Annotated in this window: 16 protein-coding genes; 9 read left to right on the top strand and 7 right to left on the bottom strand. The window is 69.3% G+C overall.

Annotated elements, in window-relative coordinates; genetic code table 11:
* Positions 1–27 precede the first annotated feature (27 nt).
* From AC5P1B_RS08760 to AC5P1B_RS08775, 4 genes are all read left to right on the top strand, one after another.
* A complete protein-coding gene (locus AC5P1B_RS08760) occupies positions 28–510 on the top strand; it encodes a MarR family winged helix-turn-helix transcriptional regulator (protein WP_493886014.1) in 483 nt (160 codons plus the stop codon).
* Positions 511–799: 289 nt separating this feature from the next.
* Positions 800–1,432, top strand: a complete 633-nt coding sequence (locus tag AC5P1B_RS08765; protein ID WP_493886015.1) for an HAD family hydrolase — start codon at positions 800–802, stop codon at positions 1,430–1,432.
* A 506-nt stretch (positions 1,433–1,938) separates the two neighbouring features.
* Positions 1,939–3,936 carry a globin domain-containing protein gene (locus AC5P1B_RS08770; protein ID WP_493886016.1) on the top strand — a complete coding sequence of 666 codons (1,998 nt, stop codon included), beginning with the start codon at positions 1,939–1,941 and terminating at the stop codon, positions 3,934–3,936.
* Between the two features lie 269 nt (positions 3,937–4,205).
* Positions 4,206–5,135, top strand: coding sequence for a pyridoxamine 5'-phosphate oxidase family protein (locus AC5P1B_RS08775; RefSeq protein ID WP_493886017.1), 930 nt, complete (start codon positions 4,206–4,208; stop codon positions 5,133–5,135).
* Positions 5,136–5,178: 43 nt separating this feature from the next.
* On the opposite strand, the gene AC5P1B_RS08780 is transcribed toward AC5P1B_RS08775, so the two are convergent.
* The 4 genes from AC5P1B_RS08780 to AC5P1B_RS08795 all read right to left on the bottom strand — a co-directional run bounded on the left by AC5P1B_RS08780 (position 5,179) and on the right by AC5P1B_RS08795 (position 8,775).
* Complete coding sequence (locus AC5P1B_RS08780) at positions 5,179–5,691, bottom strand: NUDIX domain-containing protein (RefSeq protein WP_493886018.1); 513 nt, start codon at positions 5,689–5,691, stop codon at positions 5,179–5,181.
* A gap of 74 nt (positions 5,692–5,765) precedes the next feature.
* On the bottom strand, positions 5,766–6,674 hold the full coding sequence (locus AC5P1B_RS08785) for a LysR family transcriptional regulator (RefSeq protein WP_493886019.1): 909 nt from the start codon (positions 6,672–6,674) through the stop codon (positions 5,766–5,768).
* 375 nt (positions 6,675–7,049) lie between these two features.
* Complete coding sequence (locus AC5P1B_RS08790) at positions 7,050–8,390, bottom strand: cystathionine gamma-lyase (RefSeq protein ID WP_493886020.1); 1,341 nt, start codon at positions 8,388–8,390, stop codon at positions 7,050–7,052.
* A gap of 4 nt (positions 8,391–8,394) precedes the next feature.
* Positions 8,395–8,775, bottom strand: a complete 381-nt coding sequence (locus tag AC5P1B_RS08795; RefSeq protein WP_493886021.1) for a phage holin family protein — start codon at positions 8,773–8,775, stop codon at positions 8,395–8,397.
* A gap of 49 nt (positions 8,776–8,824) precedes the next feature.
* Here AC5P1B_RS08795 and AC5P1B_RS08800 point away from each other — a divergent pair, with 49 nt between their 5' ends.
* The 3 genes from AC5P1B_RS08800 (at position 8,825) to AC5P1B_RS08810 (ending at position 10,640) form a co-directional block, all read left to right on the top strand.
* Entirely contained in the window at positions 8,825–9,142 is a 318-nt protein-coding gene (locus AC5P1B_RS08800) for a cupin domain-containing protein (RefSeq protein ID WP_493886023.1), read from the top strand.
* 255 nt (positions 9,143–9,397) lie between these two features.
* Positions 9,398–9,625, top strand: coding sequence for a DUF5326 family protein (locus AC5P1B_RS08805; RefSeq protein ID WP_493886024.1), 228 nt, complete (start codon positions 9,398–9,400; stop codon positions 9,623–9,625).
* Between the two features lie 577 nt (positions 9,626–10,202).
* A complete protein-coding gene (locus AC5P1B_RS08810; protein WP_493886025.1) occupies positions 10,203–10,640 on the top strand; it encodes an SsgA family sporulation/cell division regulator in 438 nt (145 codons plus the stop codon).
* A gap of 32 nt (positions 10,641–10,672) precedes the next feature.
* Here the strand turns inward: AC5P1B_RS08810 and AC5P1B_RS08815 are convergent, their stop codons facing one another.
* Positions 10,673–12,298 carry a YibE/F family protein gene (locus AC5P1B_RS08815; RefSeq protein ID WP_493886026.1) on the bottom strand — a complete coding sequence of 542 codons (1,626 nt, stop codon included), beginning with the start codon at positions 12,296–12,298 and terminating at the stop codon, positions 10,673–10,675.
* Between the two features lie 210 nt (positions 12,299–12,508).
* On the opposite strand from AC5P1B_RS08815, the gene thiC reads away from it, so the two are divergent.
* Complete coding sequence (thiC, locus tag AC5P1B_RS08820; protein WP_493886027.1) at positions 12,509–14,329, top strand: phosphomethylpyrimidine synthase ThiC; 1,821 nt, start codon at positions 12,509–12,511, stop codon at positions 14,327–14,329.
* Between the two features lie 78 nt (positions 14,330–14,407).
* Here thiC and AC5P1B_RS08825 read toward each other — a convergent pair whose 3' ends face one another.
* Complete coding sequence (locus AC5P1B_RS08825) at positions 14,408–15,067, bottom strand: DUF4234 domain-containing protein (RefSeq protein ID WP_493886028.1); 660 nt, start codon at positions 15,065–15,067, stop codon at positions 14,408–14,410.
* Between the two features lie 487 nt (positions 15,068–15,554).
* The gene (locus tag AC5P1B_RS08830) at positions 15,555–16,370 is read right to left on the bottom strand and encodes a glycosyltransferase family 2 protein (protein ID WP_493886029.1); all 816 of its coding nucleotides are present in this window, start codon (positions 16,368–16,370) and stop codon (positions 15,555–15,557) included.
* 191 nt (positions 16,371–16,561) lie between these two features.
* Here AC5P1B_RS08830 and AC5P1B_RS08835 point away from each other — a divergent pair, with 191 nt between their 5' ends.
* Positions 16,562–16,714, top strand: a complete 153-nt coding sequence (locus tag AC5P1B_RS08835) for a thiamine biosynthesis protein ThiC (protein WP_493886203.1) — start codon at positions 16,562–16,564, stop codon at positions 16,712–16,714.
* The last annotated feature ends 18 nt before the right edge of the window (positions 16,715–16,732 follow it).

Consider the following 16,732-nt stretch of genomic DNA (forward strand, 5'->3'; position numbering starts at 1 on the left):
CTCGCGCGTGTCACCATGGATTCCGTGATGGATTCCGTGCATGGCGACGATCAGCTGCCCAACGCCGAACTGACCTTCCTCCTCGGCATGGCCTTCCAGCTCCTGCTCACCGAGTTCACGGGGCGGGTGGCCGACGCCGGATACGCCGAGCTGCGGCCCGTCCACGGCCTGATGTTCCAGGTCCTGCGCGGCGCGGGCGCCACCAGCACCGAGCTCGCCGAACGGCTGGGCGTCACCAAGCAGGCGGCGGGCCAGATCGTCGACGACCTGGAAAAGCGCGGCTACGTCCGCAGAGACCCGCACCCGGCGGGCGGTCGCCGCAAGCTTGTGGTGCTGACGGACGCGGCCCACGAGCATCTGGCGGTGGCCGGCCGGGTGATGCGCACGCTCGAAGCGGAACTCGCCGAACGCGTCGGCGGCGCGGACCTGACGTATCTACGGGGCGAGCTGGCGCGCCTCATCAGGGGCATGGCAGGCGACGGGCTCCCGCCGCTGCGGCCGGTGTGGTGACAGGGTTGGCGACGGGGCGGCGGCTGGGGACAAACCCAGGCCGTGTCCGGCGGACCGTGGTGAGGAGGGAGCCCCTGCCTGAGGGGGCCCCTGCCTGTGCGTCACCGGACCGCGGGTGCGTCGTGGCTGGTCGGGCAGTTCCCCGCGCCCCTGACGGGGCACACCTCCGCGCTGTATCAGGGCTGCGTTCCCGTAGCCCGGTGGAACGGGCCGGTGGGCCGTCCCGGCCGACCGGCCCCGCGGGGACGGCCCGACCGTACAGCTCGGTCCGCCCCTACGCTCGGACCCTATGACCAGACTCCATCTGTTCGACCTCGACGGCACCCTCATCCACGGTTCGGCAGCCCCCGTCGAGATATCCCGGCAGCTCGGCCTGGAGCGGGAGATCATCGAGCTGGAGCAGGCGTTCGCGCGGCAGCGACTGGGGCCGCCGCAGTTCGCTCTGCGCGTCAGGGAGCTGTGGGCGGAGCTCACGGAGCAGCAGGTGGCGGCCGCGTTCGACGGCGCGCCCTGGCTGAGCGGGATTCGCGAGGTGTGGGCGGACATCGCGGCACGCGGTGAACGGTGTGCCGTGATCTCCCTCTCGCCGGACTTCTTCGTGCGGCGGCTCCTGGAGTGGGGCGCCCACGCCACGTACGGCTCGCGCTTCCCGGCGGTGCCGTTTCGCGAGCCGGTGAACCCCACCGGCATCCTCAACCCCGCCGCGAAAGTGAAGATCGCGGATGAACTATGTGAGAAGTTCGGGGTGGCCAGGTCGGAATGTGTGGCATATGGCGACTCCATGTCGGACGCCGCCCTGTTCGCCGCCCTGCCCGTGTCCGTAGCGGTGAACGCTGATCGACACCTGCGGGGACTCGCCTCATATACGTACGTGGGGAGCGATCTTCGCGCGGCGTACGAATTGGCCGGTAACCAGCGGTAATTGCACGGCAAGCGGGCGCGGCGCGGGCCTCGGGCACAGGCCTTGTGCATTTATCCGGGGCGGGTATGGTCAACCCCGATCGACTACCGGACAGAGATCACCGGGTCATACCGGGGAACTCAGCTTATCGGGAACGGAAGTGCGGTGATGGGGAGTTCTGGCTATTGACCCGACCGGGTGGCGGGTGCTGTCAGGCTGACCGACGGAGATCCACGCACAATGCCACGCGAGGGACTGTGGGGCAGGCCGTATGAGAAGCCGCGCGACAGACCGTGCGGGTCAGGTGGCGGGAGTCATGGCCGAGCGCGTACGAGATCGCGTGGCAGACGTCGTATGAGGCATGTGGCAAAGGCCGCCCGAGGTGAGGGAGCCGCCGAAGTGGTGGCTTGCCAGCGGAAATGACGGGGCCCGGATTCGCATTGGAGGGCAACCGCCCTACGCAGCAGCGTGATGACCGACGAAGACTGACGGAAGACCGACAGAGAGATGTTCGAGGCGAGGCAACCATGAACGCTCCGGCCACCACGTCGGCCGACGACAGCGAGTCCGGCGGCTCCGGCGGCCACCGTGGTGAACGAGGCTGGTTCACCCCGAGCAGACAGGTTCCCGAGGCTCAGCCCCAGGACCGGCACCCGGACCACGTACGGAACCCGGACGACACGCAGTCCCCGGACCACGCACAGCACCCGGAGCACGTGCAGAACGACCCCTCGGTGGCCACCGAGGCGACGGACAGTCCGGCCGCCCGTGCCGCCCAGGTCGCGGCGAGCGGTCAGCGTCTCGGCTCCGGCGACCGGCGTCTTCCCAGCCGCCCCGTCGCGGCGATCAGGCCGGTCGGTACGGGCGCGGAGCGCACCCCGCCGCCCGGACGTGGCGCGGCGCCGCCCACCGCTCCGGCGCCCCCCACCGCACCCGAGCCCGCCGCCGCGACCGGCCCCCGGCGTCCGGAGCCCGCACACGGGCAGGAGTCCGTTCGCGGAGCGGAGCTCGTACGGGCCCCGGAGCCCGGCACCGGACCGGAGGGGCGGCGTGGCGACTCCGTTCCCCCTCAGCGTCAGACCGGCGGAGCCGCCCGGCACGACCCCGGCACAGCGGAACACCAGAGGCCCGCCGAACCGAGGGGCAACTCGACCTCCAGGGACGGGGCCAGCTCCAGGGACAACGCCAGCTCCAGGGGCAGCACCGGCGCCAGCCGCAGCAGCGCAAGCACCAGCCACGGCGATACGAGCGCCAGCAGCGCCAGCGACACGAGCACCAGCGCCAGCAACGCAAGCGACACGAGCACGAGCACCAGCAACACGAGCAACACCAGCCCCAGCGCTACCCCCAGCCCGCCCACCGCCAGCCCGCCCAGCCCCACCGCCAGCCCCACCCCCGCCTCCCCCGACGCGCAGCTCATCCGGCGGACCATGGCCGAGATCGAGCCCATATCCGACAGGGTCACGTCGTACTTCTACGCACTGCTCTTCGTCGGCCACCCGCACCTGCGGGAGCTCTTCCCCGCTGCGATGGACGCCCAGCGGGACCGGCTTTTCAAGGCGTTGCTCACCGCCGCGAAGCATGCCGACGAGCCGGAGATACTCGGTGAGTACCTCGGCCATCTCGGGCGCGGGCACCGTAAGTACGGGACGCTGGCCGAGCACTACCCGGCGGTCGGTGAGTGCCTGCTCGGCGCGCTGGCCCGGTACGCGCCGGACAGCTGGAGCGAAGCGACCGAGGCGGCCTGGGTGCGGGCGTACACCACGATCTCGCAGTTGATGATCGACGCGGCGTCCGAGAACGAACTGCACGCCCCGGCCTGGTGGCAGGCCGAAGTGGTGACGCACGAGCTGCGCACCCCCGACATCGCCGTCGTCACCGTCCGCCCCGACCAGCCGTACCCGTTTCTCGCCGGGCAGTACACCAGCCTGGAGACGCCCTGGTGGCCCCGGGTCTGGCGGCACTACTCCTTCGCCTCGGCCCCCCGTTCGGACGGCTTGCTGTCCTTCCACGTCAAGGCCGTGCCGGCCGGTTGGGTCTCCAACGCGCTCGTGCACCACGCCCAGCCCGGCGACGTCATCCGTCTGGGCTCCCCCGCCGGTTCGATGGTCGTCGACCACGACACGGACAACGGGCTGCTGTGCCTCGGCGGAGGCACCGGCATCGCGCCGATCAAGGCACTGGTCGAGGACGTGGCGGTGCACGGGCGGCAGCGCCCCGTCGAGGTCTTCTACGGTGCCCGCAGCGACGACGACCTCTACGACATCGACACCATGTCCCGGCTGGAGCGCGCCCACCCGTGGCTTTCGGTCCGGCCCGTCGTCTCCGACGGGCCCACCCACAGGCTGAGCGGCCAACTGCCGGACGCGGTCATGCGGTACGGGCCGTGGAACGCGTACGACGCCTATCTCTCAGGGCCGCCGGGACTGATCCGCAGTGGAGTGACCACCCTGCGCGGTATCGGGATTCCGGCCCATCGCATACGCCACGACTCCATCGAAGAACTGGTCGCGGCGGCGGATTAGGAAACGCGGGGATGCGGACCGAATGAGGACACAGGACTGTGGAAGAAACCAAGAGCACATACGGATCGGCAGCCGGAGCTGAAACCGAAGCCGAAGTGGAAGCCGCGGCAGAAGCTGAGGCGGCGGCCGGTGCGGGGAAGGAAACCGCGGCCGGAGGCGGGGCTGGTACCTGCACCGCGGTGGAGAGCGAGGGTGAACGCCGGCGGCGTCAACCGCGTTGGGCTCCCGCGTCCGCGCCTGATCCCGTGCCGGGTAATCCTGGGACTCCGGTGGCGGGAAGTGCCGGCGAGCGTCTGCTGCAACAGCGGCTTGGCACCGGGAAGCGCGCGGATCGTTTCTACGACGAGCAAGTGCTCGGCTATCTCAATCCGCGCATGCGGGAGTTCATCCGGCGCCAGGAGATGTTCTTCCTGGCGACCTCGGACGCGAATGGCGGGTGTGACAACACGTTCCGGGCCGGCTCACCCGGATTTCTCCAGGTCTTCGACGAGCGGACGCTCGCCTATCCCGAGTACCGGGGGAACGGGGTATTCGCCAGTCTCGCCAATGTGGAGGCGAATCCGCACGTCGGCATTCTGCTGATCGATTTCCTGCAGGACCGGATCGGTCTGCACGTCAACGGCCGGGCGCGGCTGGTGGCCGACGAGGTGATGCGCGCCGAGCGCCCGTACCTGCCCGTCGACCCGGTGCCAGGCCGCCGGGCGGTGATGTGGGTGGAGGTCACGGTCGAGGAAACGTATATCCACTGCGCCAAGCACATTCCCCACCTGGCCAAGGTGCCGCCGCGGACGCACGCCGAGGACCGGGCCTGGGGGACGGATGACACCAAGCGCAAGGGCGGTGACTTCTTCGGAGCGGCCGCTCGTTCCCGCGAGGGCGAGTCCCGCCTGCCATCCGGGCCCCACATCCCACCCCCAATGCCGGCACCCACCGCGACGCCGGCACCCACCGCCACGCCAGCCGCCCCGCCCCCGCCGGTCGCCCCTCCCCTGCCGGTTTCCCCTCCCAGGCCGGTCCCGGCCGCGACGCAGGCCCCCACCGCCCTGCCGCCCGCGGCCCCTCCCTTCCCCGCGCCCGCTCCTGTCACCGCCGACAACGACGCCTGGCAGGAGGCCGCGGAACGCGTCCTGGCCCGGGCGCGGCAGCGTGTGACGGTTCCGGAGGGCGAGCGGGAGCCCTTCAGGGGCTGGTTCGCCTGACGTCCGCCCGGGCACGCCTACGCCGCGTGCGCCTCCGCGTCGGCTAACCGAGGTCGACCGCGAGGAGCGCCCGTACGCCCTCGATGTTCGCGTCGAGGTACGCGCGCAGTGACGGCGGGACGACCTCGACCGAGGCGACGCCTTCGCGTGTGAACGGGACGCGCACCACGTCGTACTCGCCGCAGGGATCGTCGATCTCGGGGCCGTGCCGCCGGGCGAGGTCCATCGATTCCAGGCGGCAGACGAAGAAGTGCTGGATCTTCACGCCGCACGGGGCGCCCGGTGGCTGGGGGATGGCGTCGTGCGAGACGGTGTCGACGAAGGCGGGGACGACGTCCGTGACCTTCGCGCCGAGTTCCTCGTCCACCTCGCGGTGCAGCGCGTCGATGACGGTGGCGTCCTCCGGTTCGACACCGCCGCCTGGAGTGATCCAGTACGGGGCTTCGCCGGGCTTGGTCCGCTTGATCAGGATCAGCTGGGGAGTGTCACCCGGGCCGAAGTCGCCGTCGAGCAGAATGGCGCGGGCGGTGCGCTTGACCACTGGTCGTTCGGTCATAGGGGAGATCTGCCGCGAGTGACACCCCGCGAAACGGCCTGCCCGCCGTGAGTTTTCCGGCGGCCCGGCCGCGCTCACCAGTCGACGGCCGCGTGCAGCAGCCACTCGTGCGCCCGCGCGAGGTGCGGCAGGGCCAGGGTGCCGGTCCGCAGGACGAGGAAATAGGTCCGCAGCGGCGGCACCGGCGGATCGAGGAGGGCGACCACCTCTCCCCGGTCCAGCGCGTCCATGCACAGGTAGCGGGGGAGCACGCTGAGCCCGGCGCCCGCCGCCACGCAGGCCAGGACGGCGCGCAGGTCAGGCGCTATGACGGTGCCCGTCACGGTGACCGGGGAGTCGAAGACGGCCGCCCAGTAGCGGGTGACGAGCGGCAGGCTCTCGTGTACTTCGACGACGGGCACCGGCTCCAGTGCCTGGCGCAGGACGGCGGGGCCGCCGCCCGGCCTCAGCAGCGGGGCGCCGAGCCGGGCCGCCCAGCGGGGAGCCGCGATCAGTACGTGCTCCTCGTCGCACAGCGGGGTGGCGCTCAGCAGCCGTCCACGCGGCCGGGCCGTGGTGATCGCGAGGTCGTGGTGGCTGATGGACAGGCCGCTGAACAGCTCCTCCGCGCTGCCGAACGTGGTGCGGACCGTGAGCCCTTCGAGGATCAGCGGGGCGAGCGCGGGCAGCACGCGCAGCGCGGTGAACTCCGGCGGTCCCCCCAGGTGCAGGGTGCGGTGGGCGGCTTCGCCGTCGTCGTGGGACTCGGTGACCTCCAGCAGAGCGTCGACGTGCGGGGCGACCCTGTGCGCGAGTTCGTCGGCGGCGTTGGTCGGGGTGACACCGCGCGCACCCCGGATGAACAGGGGACGGCCCAGCTGGCGTTCCAGGGAGCGGAGCTGGCCTGTCACGGCGGGCTGGGAGAGACCGAGTAGGGCGGCGGCCCGGGTGAGGGAACCGGCCCGGTACACCGCGACGAAGGTACGTAGCAGGGCTAAGTCCATGGATTCCTCTCACCCCAACTGCCCCGCGGTTCAACAACTATAAATATGTCGATAGGTTCATGTCACTACGGTGATTGGACACTGACGCAGAGTCAACTAGCCTGGCTTTCGCGGTTCCCCGGGGGGTGGGGCCGTGGCTGGCAGAGCCACGAGGGGGGAGGCTCTGCCAGCCCGTTCGCGTACTCCGACCGCCTGCGGCCGTGCCCGCGCCGTCCGCCTTCCGGCCCGTTTTCCCGCCTCCGCCGTCGCGAGCCGTCCACTCGGGCCCTGTCCGGAGTGACGCCCGGTGCGCGCCTGGTGCGCGCCGGGCGCACGTCCGGTACGCGTCCAGAGCGCGTCCGGCGCACCACCCGGCCGCCCCGCCCGGCGGCACTCTCAGCGCTCGCCCGGCGCGGCGTTCAGCGCGGCGTTGAGCGCGGCGTCCAGTGCCCGCCGTACGTCCGCGATCAGGTCATCGGGGTCCTCGGCGCCCACGGAGAACCGGATGAAGCCCTCCGGTACGGCGTCGCCGCCCCACCGCTCGCGGCGCTCCGCTGTGGACCGTACGCCGCCGAAGCTGGTCGCGTCGTCCACGAGCCGCAACGCACCCAGGAAGCGTTCCGCGTGGGCGCGGTCGGGCAGGCGGAAGGAGACCACGCACCCGTACCGGCCCCGGCGCATCTGGCGCGCCGCGACGGCGTGCGCGGGGTCGCCGGGCAGGCCGGGGTGGCGCACGCCGGTCACGTCGGCGCGGTCGAGCAGGGCCTGCGCGAGGGCGAGCGCGGTCGACGCCTGGCGGTCGACGCGCAGCTGGAGCGTGGCGAGGGAGCGGTGCGCGAGCCAGGTCTCCATCGGTCCTGGGACCGCGCCCACGGTCTTGCGCCAGGCCCGTACGTCCGCGGCGAGCCGCGGGTCCCGACAGGTGACATAGCCGAGCAGCAGATCACCATGGCCGGTGAGTGCCTTGGTGCCGCTGGCCATCGCGAAGTCCGCGCCGAGTCCGAGGGGGCGCTGGCCGAGCGGGGTGGCCAGGGTGTTGTCGACGGCGACCAGCGCGCCGCGTTCGTGAGCGGCGGCCGCCAGTCGGGAGATGTCGCAGACGTCCAGGCCGGGGTTGGACGGTGTTTCCAGCCACAGCAGCCTGGCGCCGTCGAGCAGGTCGAGCTGGGCGTCACCGCCGGTGGGAGCGGTGCGGACCTCGATGCCGTAGCTCTCCAGGCGGGTACGCAGCGCACGCAGCAGGTGATATCCGTCGGACGGCAGCACGACCGCGTCGCCCTGGCGCAGCTGGGACAGCAGTACGGCCGAGACGGCGGCGGCCCCTGACGCGAAGATCACGGTCTCGGCTGCGGCGCCCGCCGGGTGCCCGTCAGCGGCTGGTTCTCCCGCCGTCGCGCTGACGGGGTCTTCCAGCTCGCTGATGGCCTGTTCCAGCCGCGTCCAGGTGGGGTTGGCGTCGCGGCCGTAGGTGTAAGGACCGGCCAGGGGGTCCGCGTCGGCGGGGAGGTGGTAGTGGGCGGCGAAGACCGGCCCGGGCAGGGTCGGCTCGTACGCCTCGGGTTCGGGCAGTCCCGCCCGTACGGACCGGGTGCCGTCCCCGTACGCGTCGGCTTCGCCGGGCGCCGCGGGTGGCTGTCTCTCGGTCCCGGGACCGGTGGGCGCGTCGGCGGGCCCGGTGCCTCCGGCGGCCCTGGACCGGCCGATGGCCTCCTTCTTGTGGTCTCCGGTGCCGGTCATGGCGTCAGTCCCTGTCGTCGGGGAGGGCCAGGTGGAGTGCCCAGGAGACGATGGAGATGATCAAGGCCCCCACGACCGCCGCCCCGAAGCCCTCCACGTGGAAGCTCAGGTCGAACTTGCCGGCCAGCCACGAGGTCAGCAACAGCATCAGCGCGTTGATGACCAGGGTGATCAGCCCGAGGGTGAGGAGGAAAAGCGGGATCGACAAGAACTTGACGACCGGCTTGACGACGAAGTTCACCAGGCCGAAGAGCACGGCGACCAGAATCAGGGTGAGCGTCTTGCGGCCGGTGTTCTCTCCGGTCAGGGTGATGTCCTTGAGCAGCCAGATGGCGACTGCCAGGGCCGCCGCGTTGGCGAGCGTCTTGACTACGAAATTCCTCATGGGTGAGATCGTTGCAGATCAGATTGGCCGAGCAAGGGGTGGAAACGGGATGAAGGCGTTCCGGCTGGAAGAGCTGGAGGCGGAGCGCGCCGCCAATGACGGCGCGTACCTGCAGTTCCTGCGTGAGCGCAACATGTCCGTCGGGCTGTACGCACTGGACGCGGGCAGCACTGACCCGCAGCAGCCGCACGGCCAGGACGAGGTGTACCTGGTGGTGAGCGGCCGGGCGGCGGTCACGGTCGGCATGGAGACGACGTCGGTGGCGCGCGGCAGCGTCGTCTACGTGCCCGCGGGCGTCCCGCACAAGTTCCACCACATCGCCGAGGACCTGCGGATCATGGTGGTCTTCTCGCCTCCCGAGGCCTGAGCCCGCCTGGTGCCCCGGGCCGTCCCGAGGGCGGACGGCCCCGGGCGGGAACTCCCGGCGGCCCGGGCGGGGACTCCCTCGGTGGGCTGAGGCGCGGCCCTCTCGTCCCGTAGGGGACCGGTCAGGGAGTTCCGGGGGCTGCCGCCCGTCCATCCGCTTCCCTGCCGCTTTAGCATCGGGAGTGCGAGGGGGAATCCACCGGCATCGGCCCGGTCACACAGACCGAGCAGGGCGAGTAGAGAGCAGGGTGCGAACGTGGCCACGAAGCGGATACTCCAGGGCCTTCCGTGGTGGGTGAAGTGGGTCGCTGTGCCCATCGCCGTCATCTTCGTGTTCGGCGGTCTGATCACCAGCGTGGTCGGCCTGGTGGCCTGGCTGCTCTTCCGGGTGCTGCTGCTCGTGGCGATCGTCGGCGGCCTGATCTACGCCGTACGCAAGTTCACTTCCTCGTCCTCCTCACGGTCGTCCCGCGACGACTGGTGAGCGCCGGCTGAGCCGCGGGTGGAGTCGGCGGAGGGGATCGCGACCGCCGACACGCCCGGCGCTCCCGTAATCGAGGAGTGGGTTGATGCCGGGCGGACCGCACACGCGCACGCCATCGGTCAGCGCCCGCCCGCGCACCTTGACGAGCGGTGACGCGCCGACCACTTCGACCGCTGTACGGTGCGTGCCCTGACGCCGTACCCGGTGCGTGATGAGGCGGTACTGCGGCGTCGGACGGCTGTCCGGCGCCGTCCTCACGCGACCGGTCAACCGGAGGGGTGCGCGCCGGGGACGGACCGCGCCGGGTTTCCTCTCCTCGCTGGTTCGTCGTTGGTCCGTCGTTGGTCCGGCAGCGGCGACATTGGCGGTTTCCGCCCCCTCGAATAAAGCGGAACGGCTCCGTCCCGCTGTCGATTCGCTACGCTCCAGAGTCGGAGAGCCCATTGGCTCCCTGTCGTTCTCTATCAGTATCTGAACACTCACTCCTTGTGATCCGCTGAGTGTTGGCGGACGATGGCGTCAAGAGGGCCAGGAGGGTATAAACCTGGCCATTCCCACCGACTCGGGGCGGCGAACGATGCGTGACACAGTCCAGGCAGAGGTGACGATGACCTTTCTCGTCTCGGAGGAACTGTCCTTCCGAATCCCGGTTGAGCTGGGATATGACCGCTGCGATCCCTATGCCGTGCAATTCACCTTCCACCTGCCCGGCGACGCCCCTGTGAACTGGGCTTTCGCCAGGGAGTTGTTGCTTGACGGACTCAGCGGACCGGCCGGCGAGGGCGATGTCCACATCACTCCCGCCGCCCCCGACGAACTCTCGGATGTGCTGATCAGGCTGCAAGTCGGCTGCGAGGGAGCGTTGTTCCGCGCGGGAGCCGCACCTCTGGTGGCTTTTCTGGACCGTACGGACCGGCTGGTTCCGTTCGGTGCCGAGGCGGCGGCCGGTGATCCGGTGGGTGATCTGGAGGCGGTGCTCGACGACATCCTCGCCCAGGATCGCTACGCCGGGTAGTGGCTTGCGGAGCTTCGCGCACTGCCTGAACGCTACTTCGCCCGCCTCCTCCGTCCCCGGCCGCGGCCCGGCACGCTCGCTCGCAGCCCCGCCACGGCGCTCCCGCCCCGACCTGCGCCCGGCACCGGCTGCGCGCCCTCCGCCGACGCCGCGCCCGCACCCTGACCCGAGTCAGGACCCGTGCCCGCAGGCGTCGCCGGTCCCGTTCCCGTGTGTGCCACCGCGCCCGCGTGCTTGCGGTCCGCGGAGACGACCAGCGCGGCGAGCGCCGTGGTCACCGGGACGGCGGCCACAAGTCCGATGCTGCCGACCAGGGTTCGTACGATCTCCTCGGCGACGATCTCGCTGGTCGCGACCGTGCCCACGCCACTGTCAGCGATCGAGAACAGCAGCAGCAGCGGCAGCGCGGCGCCCGCGTACGCCAGGACCAGCGTGTTCACCACCGAGGCGATGTGGTCACGGCCGATGCGCATCGCCGCCGCGTACAACTTGCGCCAATTCGCCGCCGGGTCGGCCTCCTTCAGCTCCCAGACCGCCGAGGTCTGAGTGACCGTCACATCGTCGAGCACGCCCAGCGAGCCGATGATGACGCCCGCGAGCAGCAGGCCCTGGATCTCGATGTCCGGGTAGAGGCCGTGCACCAGGCCCGTCTGGTCGTCGGTATTGCCGGTCAGATGCGCCCAGCCGATGAACAACGAGCCGAGCAGCCCGATGAGGAGCAGCGAGATCAGTGTGCCCAGCACGGCGACCGAGGTACGGGCCGTCAGACCGTGGCACAGATACAGCGCGATCAGCATGATCGCGCTGCCCCCGATGACGGCGACGACCAGCGGATTCGAGCCTTGCAGGATCGCCGGGAGAATGAACAGCGTCAGCACGCCGAAGCTGATGGCGAGCGCGGCCAGCGCGAAGAGGCCGCGCAGCCGCCCGACGGCGACAACTACCAGAGCGAAGGCTCCGGCGAGCAGTGCCATGGGCAGCTTCCGGTCGACATCCGACACCGAGTACTGGAGTTCTTCGGGTGCTTTGGGGGCGTACGCGAGGATCAGTTTCTGATCCTTCTCGTAATGCCGGGACGCGGACGGCTGCACGATCTCGGTGAACTCGCGGCCCTTGTCCTTGCCCGAGGTGACCTTGATGATCGTCTTCTCGCACGTCTCGTCCCTGGCCGGAGGCTTCGCCCCGCCGGTCTGCTCCTCACCGGGTTGCGGCTGCTGCGGCGGCTGGGCGCCGACCTCCGAGCACTTCACCTTGTCGATCCGCACCACCTGTCCCGACTCGGTCTGCCGGTCGAAGCCGAGCCCGGACGTTCCCGAGTGGCCGGGTGCGCCACCCGGCCACAGCACGATGAGCCCGGCGACGACCGCGACCGTGAACGGGATCAGCACCGCGGCGATGACCTTGCGCAAATGCGCTGAAACGGGCGCGGCGGGCCCATGGCTGTGGCTGTGGCCATGGCTGTGACCGGTGCTGTGCCCGGTGCTGGGAGCGGGCTGGGGGGCAGGCGGACCCGCTTGCCCAGCGGGCGGGGGCGGGGCGTGCTGGTGCGGGTGGCCGGAGCCCGGCGGCTGCCCGGAAGACGGCGGCGGGGTGGCGGCGTGCGGCTGCCCGGCGGGCTGCTGTGGCCGCTGCTCCGGCCCTGGCTCGGTGGGACTCATGGACCGATCATCGCAAGGCCCACTAGTCCCCGGGGCAGGGGAACCGCTAGCGTGGTGGCACCTTTGCAATCGCGGGAGCTCGGAGCACCGGGCTGAGAGGGCGCTGATCTCCGTACGGGACAGCCGGTGAACACCGGCATCCGCCACGGATACGGCTGCGCCGACCGCCGAACCTGTTACCGGGTAATGCCGGCGTAGGGAGTAGGTCTCATGACCTTTCAGGATGCACGCACGCCTGCCGCCACGGAGGCGGACAGCACGGACGCCCCGTCCGGCGCTGAGCCGAAGACGATCGGATGGCACAAGGGCTATCTGGCGGGCTCGCGCCCGGACCTCCGGGTTCCGGTGCGCCAAGTGCACCTCACCAACGGCCGTGACGTGACGCTGTACGACACGTCAGGCCCGTACACCGACCCCACCATCGACACCGACGTGCGCCGCGGGCTTCCGCCGCTGCGCGAGAACTGGATCATCGGCCGCGGCGACACCGAGGAGTACGCCGGGCGCCCGCTGCGCCCGGAGGACGACGGGATCAAGCACACCTCGCCGCGCGGTGGGCTGAAGAACCTCGACGCGGTCTTCCCCGGCCGCCCCCGGCAGCCCCGCCGAGGCCGGGACGGCCAGGCGGTCACCCAGCTCGCGTACGCCAAGCGGGGCGAGATCACGCCCGAGATGGAGTACGTGGCCATCCGCGAGAACGTCTCCCCCGAGGTGGTCCGCGAAGAGATCGCCGCAGGCCGGGCGGTCATGCCGGTGAACGTCAACCACCCGGAGATCGAGCCGATGATCATCGGCAAGCGGTTCCTGGTGAAGGTCAACGCCAACATCGGCAACTCCGCCGTCACCTCCTCCATCGAGGAGGAGGTGGACAAGATGACCTGGGCCACCAAGTGGGGCGCCGACACGGTCATGGACCTGTCCACCGGCCGCAACATCCACACCACGCGCGAGTGGGTGCTGCGCAACTCCCCCGTCCCCATCGGCACCGTCCCCCTCTACCAGGCACTGGAGAAGGTGGACGGCCGGGCCGAGGAGCTGACCTGGGAGATCTACAAGGACACCATCATCGAGCAGGCTGAACAGGGCGTCGACTACATGACGGTGCACGCGGGTGTGCTGCTGCGGTACGTCCCGCTCACCGCCCGCCGCAAGACCGGTATCGTCTCGCGCGGCGGCTCGATCATGGCGGCCTGGTGCCTCGCCCACCACAAGGAGAGCTTCCTCTACGAGAACTTCGAAGAGCTGTGCGACATCCTCGCCGCGTACGACGTGACGTTCTCGCTCGGTGACGGACTGCGCCCCGGCTCCATCGCCGACGCCAACGACGAGGCACAGTTCGCCGAGCTGAGGACCCTGGGCGAGCTGAACACCATCGCCAAGCGGCACCACGTGCAGACGATGATCGAGGGCCCGGGCCATGTCCCGATGCACAAGATCAAGGAGAACATCGACCTTCAGCAGGAGATCTGCGAGGAGGCCCCGTTCTACACGCTCGGCCCGCTGACCACGGACATCGCGCCCGCCTACGACCACATCACCTCGGGCATCGGCGCGGCGATGATTGCCTGGTGGGGCACGGCGATGCTCTGCTACGTCACCCCCAAGGAGCACCTGGGCCTGCCGGACCGGGACGACGTGAAGACCGGCGTCATCACGTACAAGATCGCCGCGCACGCCGCCGACCTGGCGAAGGGTCACCCGGGTGCCCAGGAATGGGACGACGCGCTGTCGGACGCGCGCTTCGAGTTCCGCTGGGAGGACCAGTTCAACCTGGCCCTGGACCCGGACACGGCCCGCGCCTTCCATGACGAGACGCTTCCCGCCGAGCCGGCGAAGACGGCGCACTTCTGCTCCATGTGCGGCCCGAAGTTCTGCTCGATGAAGATCTCGCACGACATCCGCCGGGATCACGGTGGAGCGATGGACGCGGCCGACGCCTCGACGAAGGCGGAAGCGGAGGCGGGCATGGCGGAGAAGTCCAAGGAGTTCGCGGCGGCCGGGAACCGGGTGTACCTGCCGATCGCGGACTGAAGCGCAGGTGAGCGCCGTTCCGGGAGGCTGCGGCTTCTTGGGACGGCGCTTCGTCGTACGGACTACCGGAGCGGGTGGCTACTGAGGGAGGGCCGGACCGACGTTCCGCAGAGCGTTGAGGATGGTGTCCTCGGTGGAGTGCACATCGGGGTAGAGCTTTTCCGGGTCGGTGTGGAGCTGGTAGTCCCACACAATGGCGTAGATCCCGAGTGTGACGACCGATAGAAGGAAGTGCATTCCGAAGCCGCGGTTCAAGGTTGGGACAGGCTCGAAGGTTACGGGGTACCGGACGATGCCCAGCTTCGTCCAGGCGACGCTGAGCTTTTCGTAGAAGTCCTGCTCGGTGAGCTGGATCTGCCACCAGAACCGCATCAGGCGATAGACCGCGATGCAGCCATAGATCCCGAGCGTGATGAAGGACAGGAAGAGCGATAGCCCAGCCTTGATGGGTTTGTGCTGGTCCTCGAAACGTTCATTGACGAAGCGCTGCAGGTCGTTGAGGTCGTCGTGGCTGGCGCTGTACTGGCCGTGCTCTTCGGCGTACTGCTTCGAGGCAGTGATGACTGCGTCGTAGTAGTGCTTGCGGCGATTTCTGAAAAGATCGGCGCGGTTGAGTCGACGGTAGAACATCACGATCACGTAGATGCCCAGCGTCACCCACGACAGGAGGAAGAAGTAAATACCCCAGCCGACAAACCGCTGATCCGTCGTGCGCCTCTCATGCACATAGCGGTCCACTTGCTGTACTGCTTGGAGCTGTTCCATGTGAGCCCCCAGCTGGCGAGCCCTCGGAGGCGTCGAGTACCGCGCTTCCACTCTGATCCCAGCATATGCCCGGAACGGCGAGACGGCTCTCGCTCCGCAGTCTGTTACCCGAGGCCGACCGAACCGCTGAGAAGCATGGTGACTCGGGGCTGAACCTGCCCTCGATGAAGATCTCGCAGGGCATCCGCCGTGAGCACGGCGGATGCCCTGGAAGCCACCGTGGCCGAGGCCGGAATGGTGGAGAAGCCCAAGGAGTTCGCAGTCGCGGGCAACCGGGTGTACTTGTCCATTGCAGACTGGCGTCACGTGTGGCGGTGTTCTGGGCCTAGCGGGCAATGGCACCGTCACACGCTTGCATTAATGCCTCTTCACGCCTTGCTGAGCGGGTTTCTGGAGCCTCATTTGACGCGGACACTAGGCGCGAGCGATCGGTGGAGGTTGCGGCCGGGAGGGCCCGGTATCAGGCTGATCGGGCGTGGTCCCGGGACGGCATGGGCCTGCGAACGGCAGCGAACAGCCTTGCCAGGGTGGCCGATCGACCGCTGTCGGCCTCGTGGAGAGTGAGGGCACGGACGCCTTCTTCGAGCCACTGATCCCAATCTGGACGCTCGCCCGGTGCCAGGCGGCCGTGCGCGATGGCCAGGTCCAGGATCGTCTTGCCTATCTCGTGGGCCATGGCGCCGCCGTTGTAACGGAAACGGCTACCGATGACGCCTAGATGGCAAACAGTAGTCTTGCCGCCGGAGAGAGCGATCGAGATGTTGAGAAATGATTCTACTCCAAAGTCGGATGGCAGCGGATTCTGGACGTATGAAGTCCGAATCGCTCGGTATCCCGCGAGAGAGTTGGCGCCGTAAGGGCCAACTTCCGGGAAGAGTTCAGCAGTGAGGGGTTCGTATATGGTGAACGTGGAACTCAGAATGGTTCCTGGATAGTCGTACTCGAAGTCGCCGATCACTTGGTCGCTCGTACCGGACACCGCCGCCTCACGCAGCATGGCCGGAATGTTGTTGGTTGAGGACACTAGGTCGGAGTCGAGATAACAGACCCACTCGGTCCGTATGTCGGCAAGAGCGGCGGTCATCGCTGCACCCTTCCCGCGCGGCCCGCGCAGGACCTCCGCCCCAGCCCTGGTTGCCTCCTCTGCGGTGCCATCGGTAGAGGCGCTGTCAACCACTAGTACCCGATCACCGGGTTGCGCAGCTGTGCGTGCCTGGTCAACGATCGTTGCCACGGTGGACTCTTCGTTATAAGCAGGTATTACGAAAGTGAACATGGGTCCCCTTCCTTCAAGCCGGGCCTGGAAAGAGAGAGTGTACGGGAAACGATCACATCGACCACGATGCGGAGTCCGTCAAGAACGCTGTGGAGAAGGGAGCGTGAGGACGGTGCTTGGGTGAGAAGGCTCGTCTAAACGCCTTGTGCTCGTCACGGGTGGTCGTGTAGTGCATGGGGGTGACCTGCTCGATGAAGATCTCGCACGACATCCGCCGGGATCACGGTGGAGCGATGGACGCGGCCGACGCCTCGACGAAGGCGGAAGCGGAGGCGGGCATGGCGGAGAAGTCCAAGGAGTTCGCGGCGGCCGGGAACCGGGTGTATCTGCCGATCGCGGACTGAGCGGCACGACTGAGCAGC

The organism is Streptomyces sp. A01 (assembly GCF_059026195.1).

Bases quoted from the DNA above. Each gene is read 5' to 3' on its own strand.
- AC5P1B_RS08760 (WP_493886014.1), top strand. From the start codon at position 28: ATGGATTCCGTGCATGGCGACGATCAGCTGCCCAACGCCGAACTGACC.
- AC5P1B_RS08765 (WP_493886015.1), top strand. From the start codon at position 800: ATGACCAGACTCCATCTGTTCGACCTCGACGGCACCCTCATCCACGGT.
- AC5P1B_RS08770 (WP_493886016.1), top strand. From the start codon at position 1,939: ATGAACGCTCCGGCCACCACGTCGGCCGACGACAGCGAGTCCGGCGGC.
- AC5P1B_RS08780 (WP_493886018.1), bottom strand. From the start codon at position 5,691: ATGACCGAACGACCAGTGGTCAAGCGCACCGCCCGCGCCATTCTGCTC.
- AC5P1B_RS08785 (WP_493886019.1), bottom strand. From the start codon at position 6,674: ATGGACTTAGCCCTGCTACGTACCTTCGTCGCGGTGTACCGGGCCGGT.
- AC5P1B_RS08790 (WP_493886020.1), bottom strand. From the start codon at position 8,390: ATGACCGGCACCGGAGACCACAAGAAGGAGGCCATCGGCCGGTCCAGG.
- AC5P1B_RS08795 (WP_493886021.1), bottom strand. From the start codon at position 8,775: ATGAGGAATTTCGTAGTCAAGACGCTCGCCAACGCGGCGGCCCTGGCA.
- AC5P1B_RS08800 (WP_493886023.1), top strand. From the start codon at position 8,825: ATGAAGGCGTTCCGGCTGGAAGAGCTGGAGGCGGAGCGCGCCGCCAAT.
- AC5P1B_RS08810 (WP_493886025.1), top strand. From the start codon at position 10,203: ATGCGTGACACAGTCCAGGCAGAGGTGACGATGACCTTTCTCGTCTCG.
- AC5P1B_RS08815 (WP_493886026.1), bottom strand. From the start codon at position 12,298: ATGAGTCCCACCGAGCCAGGGCCGGAGCAGCGGCCACAGCAGCCCGCC.
- thiC (WP_493886027.1), top strand. From the start codon at position 12,509: ATGACCTTTCAGGATGCACGCACGCCTGCCGCCACGGAGGCGGACAGC.
- AC5P1B_RS08830 (WP_493886029.1), bottom strand. From the start codon at position 16,370: ATGTTCACTTTCGTAATACCTGCTTATAACGAAGAGTCCACCGTGGCA.
- AC5P1B_RS08835 (WP_493886203.1), top strand. From the start codon at position 16,562: ATGAAGATCTCGCACGACATCCGCCGGGATCACGGTGGAGCGATGGAC.